Annotated in this window: 16 protein-coding genes and 2 pseudogenes; 3 read left to right on the top strand and 15 right to left on the bottom strand. The window is 31.6% G+C overall.

The features are described 5' to 3' along the window. Positions 1-87: 87 nt before the first annotated feature. The 5 genes from QS39_RS00490 to QS39_RS00510 all read right to left on the bottom strand — a co-directional run bounded on the left by QS39_RS00490 (position 88) and on the right by QS39_RS00510 (position 6,553). Positions 88-2,301, bottom strand: a complete 2,214-nt coding sequence (locus QS39_RS00490) for a glycoside hydrolase family 31 protein (protein WP_077804313.1) — start codon at positions 2,299-2,301, stop codon at positions 88-90. Beyond that, entirely contained in the window at positions 2,298-2,942 is a 645-nt protein-coding gene (locus QS39_RS00495) for a DUF624 domain-containing protein (RefSeq protein ID WP_077804314.1), read from the bottom strand. Before QS39_RS00495 ends, QS39_RS00490 begins: the two co-directional genes overlap by 4 nt. A 204-nt stretch (positions 2,943-3,146) precedes the next feature. Next, complete coding sequence (locus QS39_RS00500) at positions 3,147-4,712, bottom strand: type 2 periplasmic-binding domain-containing protein (protein ID WP_077804315.1); 1,566 nt, start codon at positions 4,710-4,712, stop codon at positions 3,147-3,149. Between the two features lie 9 nt (positions 4,713-4,721). After that, a complete protein-coding gene (locus QS39_RS00505; protein WP_001267167.1) occupies positions 4,722-5,618 on the bottom strand; it encodes a carbohydrate ABC transporter permease in 897 nt (298 codons plus the stop codon). 17 nt (positions 5,619-5,635) lie between these two features. Beyond that, a complete protein-coding gene (locus QS39_RS00510) occupies positions 5,636-6,553 on the bottom strand; it encodes an ABC transporter permease (RefSeq protein ID WP_000861543.1) in 918 nt (305 codons plus the stop codon). 202 nt (positions 6,554-6,755) lie between these two features. Between QS39_RS00510 and QS39_RS00515 the strand changes: the two genes are divergently transcribed. Next, positions 6,756-8,426 carry a sensor histidine kinase gene (locus tag QS39_RS00515; RefSeq protein WP_077804316.1) on the top strand — a complete coding sequence of 557 codons (1,671 nt, stop codon included), beginning with the start codon at positions 6,756-6,758 and terminating at the stop codon, positions 8,424-8,426. Next, positions 8,407-9,945, top strand: coding sequence for a response regulator transcription factor (locus tag QS39_RS00520; RefSeq protein WP_077804317.1), 1,539 nt, complete (start codon positions 8,407-8,409; stop codon positions 9,943-9,945). Before QS39_RS00515 ends, QS39_RS00520 begins: the two co-directional genes overlap by 20 nt. A 367-nt stretch (positions 9,946-10,312) precedes the next feature. On the opposite strand, the pseudogene QS39_RS00525 reads toward QS39_RS00520, so the two are convergent. The 8 genes and pseudogenes from QS39_RS00525 to QS39_RS00560 form a co-directional block, all read right to left on the bottom strand. Continuing rightward, positions 10,313-10,923 (bottom strand): annotated as a pseudogene (locus QS39_RS00525) (Fic/DOC family protein). After that, positions 10,923-11,099, bottom strand: coding sequence for a hypothetical protein (locus tag QS39_RS00530; protein WP_000050754.1), 177 nt, complete (start codon positions 11,097-11,099; stop codon positions 10,923-10,925). The pseudogene QS39_RS00525 and the gene QS39_RS00530 overlap by 1 nt, the downstream one beginning before the upstream one ends. Before the next feature lie 850 nt (positions 11,100-11,949). After that, complete coding sequence (locus QS39_RS00535) at positions 11,950-13,101, bottom strand: AAA family ATPase (protein ID WP_077804318.1); 1,152 nt, start codon at positions 13,099-13,101, stop codon at positions 11,950-11,952. Next, complete coding sequence (locus tag QS39_RS00540; RefSeq protein ID WP_077804319.1) at positions 13,102-13,890, bottom strand: DUF6414 family protein; 789 nt, start codon at positions 13,888-13,890, stop codon at positions 13,102-13,104. It abuts the gene before it with no gap. Then, positions 13,887-14,648 carry a type II toxin-antitoxin system toxin PezT gene (gene pezT, locus QS39_RS00545; RefSeq protein WP_077804320.1) on the bottom strand — a complete coding sequence of 254 codons (762 nt, stop codon included), beginning with the start codon at positions 14,646-14,648 and terminating at the stop codon, positions 13,887-13,889. The genes QS39_RS00540 and pezT overlap by 4 nt, the downstream gene beginning before the upstream one ends. Next, on the bottom strand, positions 14,648-15,124 hold the full coding sequence (gene pezA / locus QS39_RS00550; RefSeq protein ID WP_077804321.1) for a type II toxin-antitoxin system antitoxin PezA: 477 nt from the start codon (positions 15,122-15,124) through the stop codon (positions 14,648-14,650). The genes pezT and pezA overlap by 1 nt, the downstream gene beginning before the upstream one ends. 655 nt (positions 15,125-15,779) lie before the next feature. Beyond that, entirely contained in the window at positions 15,780-16,745 is a 966-nt protein-coding gene (locus QS39_RS00555) for a DUF6994 family protein (protein WP_077804322.1), read from the bottom strand. Positions 16,746-16,844: 99 nt separating this feature from the next. Further along, entirely contained in the window at positions 16,845-17,888 is a 1,044-nt protein-coding gene (locus tag QS39_RS00560) for a protein NO VEIN domain-containing protein (RefSeq protein ID WP_077804323.1), read from the bottom strand. 188 nt (positions 17,889-18,076) lie between these two features. On the opposite strand from QS39_RS00560, the gene QS39_RS11140 reads away from it, so the two are divergent. After that, positions 18,077-18,280: a hypothetical protein gene (locus QS39_RS11140; protein WP_077805496.1), complete on the top strand. Its 204-nt coding sequence runs from the start codon at positions 18,077-18,079 to the stop codon at positions 18,278-18,280. Between the two features lie 98 nt (positions 18,281-18,378). Here QS39_RS11140 and tnpA read toward each other — a convergent pair. Together tnpA and QS39_RS00580 are read right to left on the bottom strand one after the other, a co-directional pair. Continuing rightward, positions 18,379-18,882: pseudogene (tnpA, locus tag QS39_RS00575) on the bottom strand (IS200/IS605 family transposase). A gap of 571 nt (positions 18,883-19,453) precedes the next feature. After that, the gene (locus tag QS39_RS00580; RefSeq protein ID WP_077804324.1) at positions 19,454-20,647 is read right to left on the bottom strand and encodes a PIN-like domain-containing protein; all 1,194 of its coding nucleotides are present in this window, start codon (positions 20,645-20,647) and stop codon (positions 19,454-19,456) included. Positions 20,648-20,653 lie beyond the last annotated feature (6 nt).

A 20,653-nucleotide genomic window follows, 5' to 3' on the forward strand; every position in this document is an offset into this window, starting at 1 on the left:
CAATAAGCATAGAGATGTAAAACTGTTACACATTAAAAAATAATAATTAGCAATCAAAGAATAGAAATTGTGTACGAAATGTCTCAATTAGTTTTCGCTAGTAAATATCATTTCCAACAAACGCCCTCTCAATTCCTTATCCTGATGATGCAAGATATTCATTAACTCATGAGAATTTTTGGCATTGATGAATTGATTTAACAATCTATCTTTTAATTCATATGGAAGAGAAGCAGTCTTTAGTAGTCTGAAAACTTCATCATTTAGGGATGTCCTTTTATGATCTTTCCATTCAAATCTAGCTGTATCATTCTTATTTGGCAATTCAATCATAGACACATTCGTTCCTTTAAAATGAATTCTATGTTTTCTATTACTTGGAACGATACTAGAATCTCCTTGTAATGTTAGCTCTACCATCCCCATTTCCCAGTCGATTGATAATCTTGTTTTATATCTTTGACCATTTTGATCTTCAATCATTTCAAAAGAATGTTGTTCGCCTGGGAATACATACCAATCTACAACTTCAGGTAAATCAACACCCATATCTATCTCGGAACCAACCAAGGGAATGATTGCACCACTTTTTGCAAACACAGGTATCGTCGAAATGTCTCTATAAACACTCAACTTCACACCACCTGTATATTTTTTCTCTGAAAAGAAGTCATACCATTCACCTTCAGGGAACCATACATCTACTTTTGCAGATTGGAATGCCAAATCCATCTTTTCTACAATGGGAGCCACCATCAGTTCTGTTCCAAAAAAGTATTGATTTGGAACATTATAGCTCTCATCATTCTCTGGGTAGAAATAATACATTGGGCTGATTAAAGGGGCACCTTCCTCGTGTGTCTTTACATTCATGGTATATAGATATGGAATCATCTGATGTCTCAAACGAAGGTATTTCTTCATAATCTTAGATGTTGTTTCTGAAAAAAACCAAGGTTCTTTACTATTAAAGGGACTTCTAGAACTATGTAAGCGAGTAATCGGACTAAAAACGCCAAACTGTAGCCATCTAGTTTGCAGCTCTTCGTCATAATCCCCCAGCATGTGTCCACCAATATCATGGCTCCACCAACTATAACCGATATTTGATGCTGTCGCTGTAAAATAAGGTTGAAATCTTAAGGAATTCCAACTAATAATAGTGTCCCCTGAAAAACCAACAGGGTAGCGGTGACTACCAGGACCTGCATACCTTGATAAAATTAAGCCACCTTCTGCATTTTTACAACTATCCTGATAGTGATAATGGTTTAAAAGCCACAGTGGATCCAAGATACCTTGAGTCCCTTGTTGCCAGTCAATCCACCAAAAATCTACTCCCTGCTTTTCTAGCTTATAATGAACATCTTTAAAGTAGGATTCTCTAAAAGATGGATTAAAAAAATCAAAAATAGCAGGTTCTTCTAGTTCTACATTTAACCCCAATCGTTTTGCGACCCGAGGATAAGCTTCTTCATAAGCCCGTATACCATCAGCAGGATGGACATTTAAGGAAAGTTTTAACTTCCTATCATGAAGTTGTTGCAATAACTGTTCTGGATTTGGTATTAAGTTTCTATTCCAACTATATCCTGTCCACCCACTTCCAAAACGGGCTGGAATTTCAGTTATATGCCAATCCATATCTAACACACCGATAGATAATGGAATTTTCTCTGTTTTAAATCTGTCTATTAAATTCAAGTATTCATCTGACGTATATGGCCAATACCTACTCCACCAATTTCCTAAAGCATATCGTGGCAACAAGGGTGTTGAACCAGTCAAATGGTAAAAGTCTCTGATTGCTCCTCTATAATCATGCCCATAGGCAAAGAAATAGAGGTCAATTTGATTTTCTCTCTCAATATAACCAGACTGTTCATCCCAAATAAATCCTTGAGAATCATCCAATAAGGCTATACCATTTCGGCTAATAATTCCATCTTCTAACGAGATTGCTCCATCTGCCTTATCCAGAGTCCGAGCTGTTCCTTTTAACGTTTCAATAGATTCACCAAAATACCAGCGACTACCATATACGGCAAAATTTCCTTTTAATTCTATAAATAAATTTTCGGCGTTAAATTCTCCTTTATTAAAGTGCAAATGAAAATAGTTCGTCATAATATCTAGTACGTTTGATGTCTCGATATAATCTAACGAAACTTGGCCAAAATCTCTATTATAGATAAGTTGTGTCGTTCTATCCTCAAAACTTCCAGTTTGAGAGTATTCTAACCTTACTAACTTGTCTGTTAATACAGAGATTCGATAAAACTCTCCCTTAAAAATTTTCACTTTGTTTTCCTCCTTTTAGTAAATTTCTTTACCTTATCAAACATTTTATTTGTTATCGTTACATTCATCAATCCACAAAAAGCAAAGCCCCCAAATGTAAATACGTAAATAGCTGTTAAAACTCGTTCTGGACTACTAAAACTCATATACAGTACAGAAATATTAAATAAAACCAACATGATAGCTTGTATTGGATTTAACATACAAATTAATACGCTATTTACAATACTATTTTTTAGATTATCTTTAAATAGACCAATATAGGGAAAAATAACACTCATCAAAAGTATTATAACAAATAAAAAGGGCAACACTAACAATAAACTATACTCTGAAAGTAAACTTGAATAGCCCCAAAGACAATAGTTCACATATAAAAGTAATTCTATTAGGAGGATAAACAACCAAATAAAAGTTGATTGTTTAAAATTTTGTCTAAAGATCCGAAAATAATGATAAGCAATATCGGTATCTTTACCTTTTAAAATACGATACCACATTGTCGTAAGAGAAGTTAATGATGCCCCAATTGTAACTATTGGAATACAACTAACAATAAATAGAGTATTTAAAATAATTAAATCTGTCAAAAAAGTTAAAATTCTAACCACTTTTCCATCTAATGAAAATAATTTTTGCATAATATATTCTCCATAAAATCAATCGTCTTAACTCTATATTTTAGAATGTCAGTTGCACAAAAATATTACCTAAATTATTTAAAAAACATTTCCAAATTTCTTTAAAAATTAGAATAAAGGAAGCGAGATAATTTGATGTTATCAGTCTCGCTTCCTGTAATTAGCTAGTCCCTTGTTTATACAACCAAGAGTTCATATAAAGTATTACTCTTTTACTTCTTTTTGGTAACGATTATATGCTTCCTGTTGAATCTTCATAAATTCGTCCAATCCCATATTCTTAAGAGTTTCTTTGTATGAGTCCCATTCTTTTTCTATGCCGCCTTCAACTACCCATTTAGATGCTTGTTGTTTGACATAAGATTCAATACTCACATAGATTGATGATAATTTGTTAAGTTCTTCTTGTGAATAAATCACATTAGGGTAAGCTGGCAACGCAAATTGTTTCAAATCTTGGTCCATCTTCAATTTCAATCCATCACCTTGTGTTTGATCGATTTCTACGCGACTATTGATATCATCGCTTACGTATTTAGGACCAAAATCTCGAAGTGAATTAATCCATGCCCATTCATCAGCTGATTTACCATCTTTAGGAGGTAACACTTTAAACTTATCACCATTCTTTTCAGTAGCTATTCCAAATGATCCATAGAAATTCTGAATACTTGCTTCATCTGTATATAATTTATCCAACCATTTCAATAATTTAGCAGGGTTTTTGCTCTTATTTGTAATCAAAATTTCATTTCGACCATAGTTGTAATGATCTGGATCAGAAAAGACATATTGTTTACCATCCATACCTTTTAAAGCAGGTAGAGCAATATACTCACTTGAATGTAAGCCAAACGTTGCATCTGCTGTCCAACCACTAGAAACACCTACTCTAGATACTCCCTTATCCATACGTTTCGCAACACTCATAGAGGTATCTTCTGTAAAGATTTCCGGATCAATCAAACCTTTTTTATAAGCTTCATGCATTGCTGCAATCCCTTGTTTATAACTTTCCTCTGTACGAAGGTAGACTGGTTTTCCATCTTTTACAGACATTTCATATGTATTATCTGCACCTAAACGATTATTGAACGGAAGAATATATGAAAATGTTGGATCAAAGTTTCCTGCTCCGAATGGAATTTCATCAGAAGCGTCTCCATTTCCGTTCGCATCTTTATCCTTAAATTCTTGTAGTACTTTTACTAAATCATCATAAGTTTCTGGAACTTTTAATCCTAGATTATCTAGCCACTTTTTATTAATAAATAGCTGATTTGCTACAGTAGGGCGCATCGGTAATTTTTTAGGTAGGCTGTAGATATGACCATCTGGCGAAGTAATCATAGCCTTAATCTTAGGCTCTTTTTCCATAGCCTTAGTTAAATTTGGCATGTTTTCCTTGATTAAATTTTCCAATGGAATAAATAAAGATTGGTTCTGAGCAATTTCTGAATCTGTAAAAGCATTTGAACCTAAAAATGCATCTGGTAAATCTCCGCTAGCAACCAAAACAGATTTCTTATCTGCCCAATCTGCCGCTACAAGTGTATCCCATTTTACATCGATACCTGCTTCCTTGGCAGAATCTGTTAGAAAACCTTTATGATAATCTTCTCCCCAGTCAGACCAACGAACAGTTGTGATTTTATAAGAATCTTCTCCAGACTTATCGTCCTTATTCGCATTATTGGAATTTGCACAGGCTGTTAAGCCAGCAAGGGTAACTGTTCCTAAGAACAAATATGTAAATGATTTATTTTTCATGTTTTTCTCCTATTCTTTCAAGGCGCCAATCATTACACCTTGATTAAAATATTTTTGAACAAAGGGATATAGCAACATAATCGGAGCGGTTGAAATAACAATTGCTGCATATTTCATCATATCAGCTTTGATACGAAGATCTGATGCCACTTCTCCTGTTGCTTGCGATTGTAACATTTGATTACTAATTAGTAAACGTCGTAAAATTAATTGCAATGGCTGTAAATTTTCATTCGTTAAATAAATTAAAGCATTAAACCACGAATTCCAAATACCAACTGCAGTCCAAAGTCCAATAACTGCTATAATAGCTTTTGATAACGGAACGACTATCTTAATAAAATAACGAATTGTACCACAGCCATCAATTTGCGCAGCCTCCCACATCCCGTCTGGAATACTATTATTAAAGAAAGTTCTAGCAACAATAATATTGTATGATGAAACTGCAAAAGGTATTACCATTACCCAAAATGTATCAATCAAGCCTACATTCTTTACTGTTAAGTAGGTAGGAATCAAGCCACCTGATACGAACATAGGGATTATGTATAGAATACTCATCCATTTTCTACCAACTAATTCTTTTCTAGATAAAGCATAACCAGCTGGAATATTGACTACTAAAGCAACTAAGGTACCAACAACAGTATATAAAATGGTATTTAGATAGCTACGCAAAAATAAAGGTTGTTGAATAAGACGTAAATATCCATCTAATTTCCATTCTCTAGGAATAAACCATACCTTCCCGTTTGCAACATCTGAAGGATTACTAAAAGATGCAATCACTACAAACCATAACGGATAAACAATTAACAGGATAAGGAAAATTGCTAAACCATAGGTAACTATATCAAATAATAATTCAGAGTTTGTTTTTCTTGATTTATGAAACCATCTCACTTTAAGCACTCCTTCCTTTAAAAAAGACCCGTTCTAGTATATCTTTTTGAGAACCAGTTAACAGATAACAAAATTATTAGATTGACTACGGTGTTAAATAACCCTATAGCTGTCGAATAACTATACTGAAAATTCACCATACCAACTTTATAAACATAGGTCGAAATTATCTCACTTCCTGCTAAATTAAGAGGATTCTGTAGTAGTAACACTTTCTCAAACCCTACACTTAATAAACTACCTGCTCTTAATATTAATAGAATCATAGCAGTCGGCAAAAGCAATGGTAATTCTATATGCCGAATTTTTTGTAACCTAGAGGCACCATCCATAGTTGCAGCCTCATAATATGTAGGATCAATTGCAGAAAGCGCTGCTAGATAAATAATACTATCCCAACCAATATGTTGCCATACATCGCTCCAAACATAAACACCTGCAAAATGACTAGGTTTTGATAAAAGATCTGGAATAGTAATTCCAACAGACTTAAATACATTCGCTAACAAACCACTAGTAGGAGATAAAAATAAGATAATCATCCCACACATAACCATTGTAGAGATAAAATGGGGTAAGTAGGTTGTCACTTGAAATATTTTTCTAAATTTCCCAACTCTTAACTGATTACTGATTATAGCTAGTATAATAGGTAAGGGGAATCCTACTACAATACTATAAAGTGAAATTTTTAATGTATTGAACATAGTTGTCCCGAATTGGAATGATGAGAAAAATTGAGTAAAGTACTTAAATCCTACCCACTGACTAGCAAAGATACCATTGGCTGGTGAATAGTCTTTAAATGCAATAATTAGTCCCAACATGGGAATATAGGAAAATAAAATTAATAACAATATTGAAGGAAAAAGTAATATATATAATGGAATACTATGTTTTAATTTTATTTTATGAAGTTGAGATGCTACTTTCATTTTTTTCCTCCTATCTGATTTTCTACGATTATTTTACACCATATAGAATTCCCTTAATAGAACTTTTTGGACTAGGTTTATCAATTTTTCAGTTTTTTAATTTTAAAAACTATTACTTTTCCGACATCTTGATAAAACATATCTGTTTTGTTACATGATATCGTATTTTCAAAGTGCTATAATTTTAAGAGGAGAATAGTATATGAAATTAAATCACGACTTATCAAAAAAACATTCCATTCATTTTTTCTTTAAACTCCTACTTGTACTACTATTGATAAATATTTTAATCAATATTGCTATGAGTAACATAACCAGAAATTTTATTAAAAACCAAAATATAGTACACTTGCGTAGTTCAATTGAAATTTATGCTGACTCTGTTAATGAGAAATTGCATTCTGTAGAACGCTTTATGTACTCAACAATAACGCATAATGAATCTTTAGAGAAATTAAATCATGTACAAACGTTTCTTGACTATCAAGAAAATCTCAAAAAAGTTCAAACTAGCTTTACAGAGTTTGAATATCAAAATGAAACCCATATGACATTCTTATTAGAAACCGATAGTACTGATCATTTTATAAATGTCTCCAATCTTTATATTCCATATGAAGATTATCTACTGTTAAAATCAAATCTAAAATCATTGCGTAGTGATATAAGTGACCGTAAATGGAAAAATGTAACTACTAAAAACAGCGAATACTTAGTTAAATCTGTTCATTACGAAGGAAAAATCATTTATGCCGTCATATCTTCAGAAGATATCCTAAAACCTCTAAGAAAACTCAATATTGGAAATAATGGTAAACTTTCCCTAAAAGAGCCTAACAATATCCCCTCCGAAAACTACCTAATTCATGCTCAAAATGAAAAAACGCATTTACCTTTCGATATTTATGTTTTAGTCGATTATGCCGAAGTCTTTAGAAATATCACACTCTTAGAAGTATTTTTGTCAGCCGTTCCTATTATTATCACCATTTTATCAATCATCATTATCCTGTATATTCGTCAGTGGATGATTAAACCGATAACAAGACTCACTGAACGGCTCTCTCAACTTGGGGACTCCATCCCCCCTTCTGAATTTTTTATATCTGAAGGTATACTAGAAATTGATAAGGCAAATGATAAACTTAATAAAGTAATATTTGACATGCAAGAATTAAAAATACGGGAATACCATTCACAACTAGAACTTAAGAAGATAGAACTTAATTATCTTAAGAACCAAATTCGTCCGCATTTCTACTTAAATATGTTATCAATGATTCATAGTATGCTTCAAACAAAAAACTATAAGGAAATTGAAGAGTTAACTATCCTAACTTCAAATTATCTCCGTCATTTATTTATGGCTAATCAAGATTTTTCAGAACTTAAAGATGAAGTTCAGCATATTAAAGATTATTTAGAAATACAACGAATTCGATATGGAAATAGCATCTACTTTTCACTAAACTACAATGATGACCTACAAAATACTCTTGTCCCATCATTACTTTTACAAACATTTATTGAAAACACAATCAAACACGGTTTTTCATTTCAGGATTTATTTACAATTTTGCTATCGATAAAAAAAGTAAAAACTGAGAACTCAGATTATATTCAGATTTGTATCGAGGATAATGGTCCAGGTTTCTCTGAAGAAATTTTATCAAAACTAAATCAGAAACAGTCTCTAATAACAGAAGATGGACATCATATTGGGATCACAAACACCATCGAACGTTTAAATCTTCTCTATCCTAATGACTATAGTATTGCATTTGAAAATAATGAAGAAGGTGGGGCTAAAATTCTTTTACTTATTCCATACAAGATTATAGACGGAGGTTATAATGAACATCTTATTAGTTGATGACGATCGCTTTATCATTGAGGCTTTACGAGAGAAAATAAATTGGGATAAACTACACATTGACATTGTTTATGTTGCCTATAGCCTCACTCAAGCTCAAAATATTATTAGAGAGCATCCTATTGATCTCATGATAAGCGATATAGAAATGCCTCAAGGTAGTGGCCTCGAACTCTTATCGTGGATTAGAAATGAAAAATATGATATAAAAACAATTTTTTTAACCAATTACGCCGACTTCAACTATGCTCAAAAAGCAATTGAATTACAAAGCTTTGAATACTATCTAAAACCCATTAACTTTGAAAAATTAGAATTTATTATTCAAAAAGCCATTAGTAAAATTGAAAATCATAACTTAAACGGAAAAAATGATGCACTTTTACAAATAGAAGATAATTTCTGGTATGATTACCTTAGAAAACCTCAAATTTCTCGAATTGATGAGCTAGAAAATATAGCAAGCAAACAAGATTTTATTCTTCAAAAACACCAGTATTTTTTTCTTGCAGTTTTAACAATCAATCTTAATGAAGAAGATTATTCTGCAGAAACTCCATCATGGACTTCTCAACTAAAAAGAGAACTTCAAAGAATTTCACAACTTTCTTATAAGCTGATAAGTCTATTCAAGATGGAAAGCCAGGTTGATCAATATGTTTGTCTCTTTAGAGTAGACTCATCCAAACGTAGTGACAAATTGGCATATGAGATTCATTCTCAAATTTCTAAGAACTTTAGTAAATACTCAAACATTATATATAAGAGTTGCCATAAAATATCCGATATTTTATTTCATACCAAAGAACTCTACACTTATAATGAACAATATGTTTCTTATTGGAATACTATTACATGTGTTCCACATAGTTTTCCAACTTCCTTTAAAACAGAAACTCTTTCAATTACTTTTTTAGATACCTTAAGTGAATACGAATTAAGAGAAAAAATTAATTCACTTGCCTATAATTCTCAAATTCCTACTTTCACACTACAACAAATTTTACTAGATTGGACTCAACAAATAGGAATATATCTAGATCAAAATGGAATTTCAGCTCATAAATTATTCCAAAACAGCACTCATGATTTCTTATTCCAACGACGCTTTCATTCAATTGAATCTTTTCAGGATTACTTTGATTATTACTGGTCACATGCTAAGAAATTTGCAACAAACATTGAAAACCAAAAAAATAGTATTCAACGCATCGTCGAATACATAGATCATCACTACTATGAAGATATAAATCGTTCTATATTAGCAGATATGGTTTATCTCAGCGCAGATCATTTAGCTAGAATTTTTAAAAAAGAAACTGGAGAAACTCTTGTTAAATATATAACGGATAAACGCATTAATGCTGCTAAATCTCTCCTATCTCAAACAAATATCTCGATATCACAAGTATCTTGTCAAGTAGGGTATGATAATTATTCTTACTTTACTAAAATTTTTAAACAAAGAACTGGACTTTCTCCTGGAGATTACCGTAAAACTTATCAAAACAAAATGTAAGCAATCTAAATCATTGAAATGATAAAGACTGTGGTAAGCTTTGACACTCTACAATTTTTCCAAAGATAGCTCCATAAACTTATTTGAAATTGCTGATAAGGTAACTTCTTAAAAAGTCAGTTTGAGAAAAACAGCCAGCAAATATTTCTAGGATAAAACGTATACTATCAAGTTTTTTATTCCTGATAGTATGCGCTTTTTATTTGAATACTTGCTACAAAACCTCATAAGGTTTACTATCATTCCATAGCAAAATGAACTGCACCCTAAAAGTTAAATAGAAAAAATCTAACTTTTAAGGTGCAGATTACATAAAATATTCTAGTACAATAGAGCATTCTTATCCAGGGTGGTCGAATGTATAAACTCATAACTTGAAAAGAATTTTTTCAAATAACTTCGTTAATTTAGTTTTGTCTCCATAAACTGTACCATCCATATACAGGTGATAAATCTCATCATATCACCGATTGATATTTCACATTCATAACCTTTCATTAAAGCTAAAGAGCGAATAACCTCCCTCTGCGTTCTACCGTTTCCCTCACGGAATAGATGAAAATAATTGAGATTATCTAAAATTTCGACCAATAACTGAATGACTTCTTTTCTACTATTAGCATTGTCATGAAATCTATCTATCAAATTATTAAGGTAAGTGAGTGCTGTATCGAAAGACTGAATCGGCATAAAAGCATTACCACTTTTTGAAATATTGACTTTTCTAAATTCACCTGCCCAGTGATACATATCTTCAAACAAAAATTGATGAATTTTCAATATATCTTTTACACTATAAACTGGGATAGGATTGATAAATAATTTCAAACTCTTACTAGCAACCATACGATATTCAAGATCGCGTGCTTTTTGCTCATCTCGTTCTTCCTGCTTATTTCTTAGAACTGAAGAATCTGGATAGGTATATAAATTATTCGGATCAATATAGTCATAAGAATCATAACATTTACGCTTCATTAAGCCATCCCCAGAGCAAGAGCTTCATCTCGTAATTTTTCAACATCACTAACCGTAGGTCGCCATCCTTCAATCATATTTGTACTTAAAGCATACCAAACACTCTTAAAAACGGAGCGGTTTTCAAAAGCTACTCCCATGATTGTCATCTTTTCTTTATCTATATCTAAGGACATATACTACCTCCTTTAGTTACATTATACCATGTTTCTCTGTAGCTTTTAAACATTTTATTTTGTCTGTAATATCTAAATTTCAGTACGTTTATCCTATTTTATAAATCTTAAATCCAAATATAAAAGCGCGTTCTTTTTACTTTTTTACTAGTGATACTGAGTAAAAACTTAACTTCAGGGGAAAATAAAGTAAGACTAGACAAAATTCAAAAACTGATCTCGTACAACTCAAAATACTAATTTTAGACTGATGATAATACTAGAATACTAATTAATGTTTTTATAATAAAGAGCTGACGACTTATGTTGATTTCTTAAGAGTATAAAAAAGAAACAATAAGGTAAACTTTCGAGTGATTTGAAACATTGATAGTATCGTATTGATTAACGTTTTGAGGCAACTAACTTCGTCATGTTGCAGCCACATTTGTAAGCGACTAAAGTCGCAACAACTGTGTCAATTGCACCAATTTAGTAAGAAAGTACAAAAAGAACACCCCGAAAGGTGCTCTTTGTAAGTATAGTAATTCTTGCGAATTAACGTTTACTAAATTGTGATGCTTTACGAGCTTTCTTAAGACCTGGTTGGATACATTTATATTTGAATAAGTTTCAAAATCCCCTTTAAATCAGCGTTTCCTCGCTTTTTTTAGAAAACTAATTTCATCTAATTTGAATAAGTTTCAGTTAAATGGTGTGAATTTTACCCTAAAAATACACGAATTGAGCTAGAATTTACTAAAAAGTTCACACCATTTAAATTGTTATTGTTTTGTACATATTAATGGACAAAACTCTATAATGAAATTAAATGAAGAATTTCTCATACAATTGTTCCAAGGTGAAAATTTCAACGAAGTACTCTTGCTAACTTATCACGTTTTAGTAATTCTTCAAAAATAATTTGAAACACATCTTTCTCGATAAAACTCTTTAACAATCTTATATTCTCAAAAGAACCTACATGTTTCCTATACGTTTCTTTTAAACCATAATTTTCTATAATTTTCATATCCACTTCTGATAGTTGGGCAGTCACATTATCAAATATATTATCAACTACTCTAAGCAGTTCTATTTCGGTTAAATTTTGGAATTCTATCTTTAAATCAATCCTAGAAAAGATAGACAAGCCAAGTTTTTCAGCAATTTCTTGATCATTACTAAAATTTGTTGTCAAAATAAATATACAGTTAGAAACATCTACCAAGTAATTTGTATCTTCCAACTCTCCCTCATCAAACATTTGATAAAAAACATTGTATAAAGCAGCATTTACTTTATCAAATTCATCAATTAAAACAATATTAGTTTCTCTGGACAATAAATCTTTAGCTAATGAACTTTTACCATGAGCATCTCCAAATATATACTTGTATGCTTCTTCTGTTTGCATCATCGAAAACTGTATTCGAGTCAATTTTCCATTAAAATATTCGCTCATAGTTTTAGCCAACTCAGTTTTACCGATACCTGAATTACCGTAAAACAACATGACAAGAGGAGACTTATTTGTTAGGGTACTTTTCTTTAATAGACCAATTGAAATATCTTTTTTAGCATGCTCTTGGCCTACAACATTAGAAGAGATCATATGATTATAGAAATCAATAATTTCATCATTATCTATCACATGATAGTTTGAATAGTGTTCTTCTATAATGTCATCGAACTGAACTCTTAAGGAAGTCTCAACTCTCTTGGGAGGATTTTGTATATAAAGATTTTTAATGTCATGTCCTAAAAGTACAATATTGTTAAAATTTGATATAACGTGATCCGTTACAGAAGCATAATCATCAGCAAAAATAACAACATTCTCAATTTGTTGTTCGCCAAATCCATCTGGAGCATATTGTGAGGCGTTTATATCATTAGCTCTTACAGTGATATTATATTGTCTAATAAGCTCCATAAACGGAGTAAAGTCTTCAACGGCCCTCTCATTTAATAATGTATTAAAATCTCTCTTAGAACCTTTAAAAAGTAAAATACTATCCATTTAGTTCACTCCTGCAAGTATTACATCATAAACTGGATATTTCTGTTCTAAGCAAGTCTTAGCATTTTCTGAAATTCCGGTAAAAGATAGATTTTTCTGTTGTAAATTAAACTGTGTATCAAAATTCAAGTCACTAATAGTTGTTTCGCCAACTTTTATTGAATAAAGTTTAAGAGTCATTTTTGTTAAATCGTGAATTCGATAATTGTTTTTAAAAGAATTGATATTAAAACGGAAAATCCTCTTAATTTCATGGTTTTTATTATACCCTATAAGTTCAAAATATCCCTTAATCTCTCTAATTCCTGAATTAAGTTTAGAAAATGACATCGATACATTTTCCATTCCTTCTATACTCTGGGAACCTTCCATCATTTCTGAAATTGGCGCAATCATAGCAAAATAAGACATCGAATTCTCACTTATTTCTAAAGTATAATTTTCTGTAATATCAACAAGATAATTCTTCTTACGTAACTCTACAGTATCCAGAAAATCATACAATAAGGAATTTTCAAGTATTGTCTTTGCTATTTTATTTCCTTGAATCCCTCCTGAACTAGTAGTGGAAAGAGTAAATGAACCACTTAACCCTGTCATTTTTTCAAAAATTGTTTTTAAAGCACTATTTTTACCAATTGATCCCTCAGCATCAATGGTCACACCTGTTTCACCTTCCAATGTGGTCATGAGTTCAGTTGTTTTCGTTAACTTTCCCTTGGATTCAATTTGTAAAAAATCTATTGCTGTCGATTCATCGAAATAAATTACCCCTTCATCACTTATCAATAATCACCTAACTCCCTTAACCTTTCCTGCTCTATCTTCAACATCTCTTTTTCCACCGTGTTCCATTTTCCAAATAGGCATTCGTGTAAAACTTCTGCTGCTGAGATTTCGTCTACTTGCGAATCATAAACACACGATTGATCTCTTTGATAAATTTGAATTTGTCTAAAAAGTTCACTCTTTTCTAACTCCCGTAAGTTATCAACCAAATGTTCTACAATTCCATCATGGTGTGCTTTAGGAGTCGCTCTAGCCTGACTAGGATCTATGGCGTAGAGCTCCTCATAACGTATCAAAGTACTGAGATAGGACAATTCTGGCTTAGTCGCAATCAGTGCAAGTGAGACTTGATAGCCTCTAGTTGTCAATAATTGTACTGTTTTCCGAGGGACTTCGGTCGTTCTCAAGGTACCTTCGATTAATAAATGATAACCTTGCTTACTCAACTCATCTACAAGATATTCAACCATTTGTCCCGCGAATACTTTGGTATAATCCACACTATCTTTACCATACTTTTCCTGTAGACCAAGATAGTTCGGATGAAAAGAGCGATAACTATCTCCATCAATGATAATAATATTTCCTTGAAATTCCCTTTGTTTAATTCGATGAATCGTTGTCTTACCAGCACCACTCTGTCCACCAAGCAAAATAGCCTTGGGATGAGATGAAGTTGTTTTTCCACGAGTTAAAGAACGAACGAGTCGATTAGAGGCTTTAATAAAGTCATCCTGACTAAATTTATCTAATTTCATTAAGCCACCACTAGATGACTAGCTTGTTCTAGCACACGTTCAATGCCATCCAAATAGCCATTATATCGCTCTACATCCTCAAAAGTTGCAACAAGATAAATCTTCGTGTTAATCAAATCAGAAAGATCATCGCTCATTAGAACCCAAGGATTAGAACTATCATCAAATTTAATTCCTTGTTCATCTTGAAAACGATAAAGTTGCGCTAAGATATTCGCTCCTCGTTCCTTTATCAATTCTATTTTTAATGTTAACTGATAATCTTCTACTGGTTTGAGCATTTTTTCCTCCCCTACGATATCGAGATAGGAAACATTAAATTTTTTGCAGATACGATCTACTAATTCTGTCGAAACTGAACTTGTTCCATTCTCATAACGGCTCAGGCTATTTCGAGAGATGCCAATAATCTTTGCGAATTCAGGTTGGGTGAGATCATGTGTTTTACGTAATGTTTTTATATTTTCTCCAATCATGAGAGCCCTCCTTTTATTTATTTCTATTATAGCAAAAAAAATAGAAACACACCATTTTTGGTGCGCAAGAAACAAACTTTATTAAAAGTATTAATATCTCAGATTTAGAGATTGAAGACTACATAATGAAAACTTTGAAAAGTACCGATATCATGCTGCTTCCCATAGTTTTTAAATTTTTAAGCAAAACAAAAAAGACACCCAAGAGATGACTCTTGAGTGCTTTGAAACATTGATAGTATCGTATTGATTAACGTTTTGAGGCAACTGGTCTTGTCCGGTTGCAGCCGCATTTGTAAGTACAGTAATTCTTTCAAATTAACGTTTACTAAATTGTGATGCTTTACGAGCTTTTTTCAAGCATTGTTTAATATAATTTTACATTAAAGTGTTTGAAAATAACTTGATATCAATATTTAGAGTCTGGGACAAAAAGATTTTGATTTTAGGAATTCTTTATTATAAATTTTAAAAATCGATAGATTAGGTAAAAAATCGAACAATACAGAATTCTGATTGTCAGATAACTCGTTTGGTTCGCTTTTTATATTTAAGGTTAGACTTTTGTCCCAGACTCTTAAGAAAATTTGAAAAAATTTGGTTGCAACAGGGTAATTTCTTAATACTTTTTATTTCCTATAATAAGCAAGTGAAATCAATCCCTACTACTTCTCTCTTCTTTATAATCCTGTATGTATTCTTCCATTAAACATGTCCTTTTTATTATCATGTTTTCTAATCTCTCAATCATATTTAACAATTCGTTTAGATTGAGTTTCTTGATCTGGCTTGTCCTATTTTTGTATTTTTCCACCTCTTCTTCACAAATAGCTTTACCAGTCAAGATATTAATAGGCATACCGTTTTCAACAAAATTATCAAACATAAAATACTCAATAAATTTCTCAAATGTCTCAAAATGTTCAAGCCAAGTTCGTATCCCGTCTGTGTTATTTTGATAAAGAGTAAATAAGATATCATCCTTATATTGTTCTTTGTTATATTCTCCATCTAAAGCATGTTTTATTTCTAATAGTGTTAAATCCACTCTATCTTCTATATAAGAACCTACCCCACGATTTAAATTATATTTACTATTCCGATATCCTTCACTTTTCTTCGGTACAGGCCAAATAAAAGATCCACCAAGTGTTCTGGTATTTTGAACATAATCAATTAAAATGTTTAAAACTTGCTTTCTCTCAACTTTAGATTCGTTAGATTCACTCTTAGATAAATAATTAATTCTAGCTAAGGGATACTTGAGATGCCCATAAGTTTGCTGATAAATACCTTCATTCCCGGAGAAACCAAATTGATCTGAAGTTAGTCTGAATAACTCCTCATCATCTTGTTTCACAACAATTTTATACTCGTCATTGTCTTTTAAGTTTTTCTCATCATCAGTGGTTAGTTTAGCATTTTTAGGAGGAACAAAAGAGAATTTATTTTCATAACAACTTTCACTCTCTCTCTTTTTTAGAAATTCTGTTAAAAAATTATAATAAGGTGTATTGATATCATCTATACAGTCGGGATCAACGTATTTGCCACCATTTAACACACTTTTATAATAATCACCAAAACCTTCACACTGATATATAGTCTTTAATTTCTCCATTTTAAAATATCATCCTTACTTAATTTCTAAAATTACGATCCACATTGCAATTATCCCTAAAAATTAAATTACTAGCCCAATTATACATAGTATAGAACATCAATAATTTAGATAAACTTTATAAGAACTAGGAACTAGCTTAAATGAATTTTCCGTAATAGGTCCATCATAAATTTTAATTTTGCACTGTTTTGATTCAATATTTAAGTCATAAACAAAATATATTTTATATGGAAATCCAGCGCGAGATGCCTCTAATTCATTAGAACTCAGTTCAAAACCATCCGAAAACTTTAGTTTTGATGCTTTCACTTCAATATGGACTTCTTCTCCATTTTCATCCCAAAAACAAATGTCATAACCAAGACCATCACCTTTTGTTTTTGATACATGTTCAGGTAGTTTCAACCCCTTCTCCTCGGCTTCCTTACATAGTAAATCAAAGACGATTTCTTCACCTGCGACACCAGTCCTCTGTTTTAATTTATTTTCAAGTTCCCAATCAATTTTACGCCCAGTAAATTTATGTTTCTTAGGTTTGGTTGAACGTCTAGGTCCATCTTCATCAATAAGTACTGTAAAATCCTCTACATTTTCAAATTCTTTGCATTCAGCAGCTGTAAAATCAGGATTAACTGACGTGCGATAGATAGATTCAATAGAATCAATAGAAATAATTGGACGATCTTCCATTAGTGCTACAAAGTCTTCATATGAGATTTCATTCATTCCATATTGATCCCAAAAATGCAACCATGAATTTGGCTTTTTACGTTTTTTCTTACTCGGTGTTTTCCATTGATAATTTTCAATAAAGTAATCACCCTGTCTAATCGGAGGTTCAATCTTAAAAGCATGTGAAATTACTGCAATAACATTACCGTTCTCATCTGGTTCAGAAATGCTCTCAACATAACCTCCCCCATAAATTTCCCATTTACGATCTTTAGTAATTTTACCAGGGTGGCGGTTTAAGACAACTGCTCCAACCTTTAATTTTCCATATTGATGAATATTCCATCCATAACTAGTTGCATCATCTGCATATTTCAATTGGCCATCATCTTCTATTTTCCCATGATCCAAAATAAATGCTTTTTGACCTTCAACAGCTGGTGGTAATAATTCTGAAATAGTGTACATATTCTACCTCTTTCTTTTTTAATCGAGACATTTTTTTGTTCTGATTGAATGATACTAAAAATATTAAACATTGTCAAATCAGAATATTTTTTTGTTCTGATTGAAATTTTTAAATGCAGTTCAGGTTATTTTTAATCATTTGAGAATTTTTAATGCCTCTTTATATTTTTCTTTGTTACGATATAACTATGAAAAATATTAAAGAAAACAATATCCGCAAGACATTATGGCATATTGAGCGCCATTGCAAAAATATAGAAAATAATCACGAAAGTGGATACAGTAAAACTGAGTTATTTCACTTAAAATCTAGCATTGACATTGAAACACTAAGTCGAATTTTGAACAATCATGACCACCCGTCAAACGGGTGGTTTGTCCCAGGGCTATAAGCCCAAATTACCAGCCAGCGCCTAAAGACGCTGGCTTTCACTTTGTTCAAGCCTTATTGCTCTTGACTCGTCACTTGCCTCTCAAAGAGGCTTTAGTATTACTTACCACTATCCCTAAAGGGATCCTCATATTCTTTTACACTTAATTTATCTAGTGCTGTATCATGCTTTACTCGTTCTCAAATTTTCATACTCGTGAAGAAATCATCCACTGGATAATTTCTTTAATCTTGGATATATTTCTTAATCGTGGCTTCATTGAGTCCCACCGTACTCACATAATAACCTTCCTCCTAGAAATACTTGTACTTGAGATTGGCGTGTTTGTCAAATATCATGAGTGCACTTTTTCCTTTTAAATAACCCATGAAACTCGAAACACTTATCCTTGGTGGAATACTTACTAACATATGTACATGGTCTGGCATTAAGTGACCCTCGATAATTTCAACTCCTTTATAACTACACAAACGATGAAATATTTCGCCTAAACTACTTCGATATTGATTATAGATGACTTTTCGTCTATACTTAGGGGTGAACACAATATGATACTTACAGTGCCACTTTGTGTGCGATAAACTATGAGCCTTTTGTGCCATATTTTTCTCCTTTCGCTTTACAATTGGCTTGAACACCTTTATGGTATCGCGTTCGGAGTTTTTTGGGTATAACCTTCGACGCGCACCCGCATAGCGGGTGGTTTTTTTGTCTCGCACCTAACGGAGCGAGACGGACTAATAGTCACATAATGAAAAGCCCTATCCAAATTTGGATAGGGAGGAAGTATATTGAAAGCTATTCTCTCCAGATTTTTGTTCTAATGCCACTCTTATTATCCCTGCATTGACAGAGATCATTTTAGCGTATTTGGAATTCGCTCTATTATTTTACTATTATATATTTCAAAAAATTTTATTATTTTTTTAAAAAGAGGATTTTCCATCTAAGAAATAGGCTATATATTCAATGATACACATTATCACCAAATATCATATCTCAAATGATTATCAATTAAGATAAATGATGAGCAAATATGAAATAAGCAGATCCATATCCCAAAACAATTGATATTACGTAATAATTTATTTAATTTTTAAAAATATCTCTGGGAAATAAGTTAAATGTGTATTAACATTGAAAGATTCCATCTGATTCATATTTAATTTTATACTAAAACTCTTCCCAGGTATTAATTTCAATTTCAAGTTCGCTGGTATCTATATGTTCCAAATTAAATGATTTTGTTTTAAGAACTTTTCCTATTACTTCAAAATTGCGAGTCACGAAAATATTAATTTTACCAGTATACGTTTTATAATTAGCTGGAGAGGTAATAATTTCTTTTGTATCATCATCCCTTCCCCAATAATCATAAAATATTTTTTCTGATTCCAAGTTTGCAGTCACTAGATAAGTTACTGAGTTTTCATCATAAAAAGCAACTTTAATATCTTGCAAAGATAAATCATAATTTTCTAACTCTTCATCTTCTCCTTCAATATCATTTAATAAATAATTTTCAACAAATCTGTCTAGCTGACTATTTCTATCCAATTCTTCTAAAAAATCGAACTTATCATTGGCAATAAATACTTCAATTATGTTTTCTTGAGATATATTATGTTCTTCTGCAATAGAGGTATAAAATTCATTACTCGATTTAATAATCAACTCTCGAGATGTTTCTTCTCTAAACAACTCTTTTACCATTTCCTCTTGAAAATTTCCCTTAACATCTGAAGTTACAAAAATAATATTTTTTGATTCTTTTTTAGATAGATTCTTTAGCTCCTCTATTATAAAATAATCATTAAACTTTGCTATCCCTTTTTTATTTTTATCAGGATTCAATTTTTTATCAGCATCATAAGAAACTTTATCAAGAGTTCCTCTTGATAAAGGATTTCCGATTCTACTTTGCTGTTCCAAATTTCTAATGAAGTTCTTTATATAATCTTCATCAATTTTTGATAATGATGGTTCAAATAAAATTGAAAAATCAATATCATCCAATAGTTTTTCAATTTGAGCTTTTCCATTATCAAGTATGGAAACAATATCATCTAAAATAGTTTCATCAGAAAAATGATTTTCAAATTGTCTCAGTCGTCTAACAAATAGATATTCTTTCTCTTTATTTTTATTCAATAAATCCAAAAATTCTTCCTTATATTTCTGAACCGATGGTAGTTTGTAAGGTTTATCTTTAATAGGAGATAACTCATGATGTATCGTATCAGTTAAATAAATACGATCTCTCTCCATCTCTAGACATTGAATGATAAAATTATAATAGTTAGGAGACGATTCAAAAATATCGGATATTACATTAGTATCCAACACAAATATCACATTATCGGTCATATTTAT

The organism is Streptococcus mitis, assembly GCF_002005545.1.
In the GTDB taxonomy this organism is placed as follows: domain Bacteria; phylum Bacillota; class Bacilli; order Lactobacillales; family Streptococcaceae; genus Streptococcus; species Streptococcus mitis_I.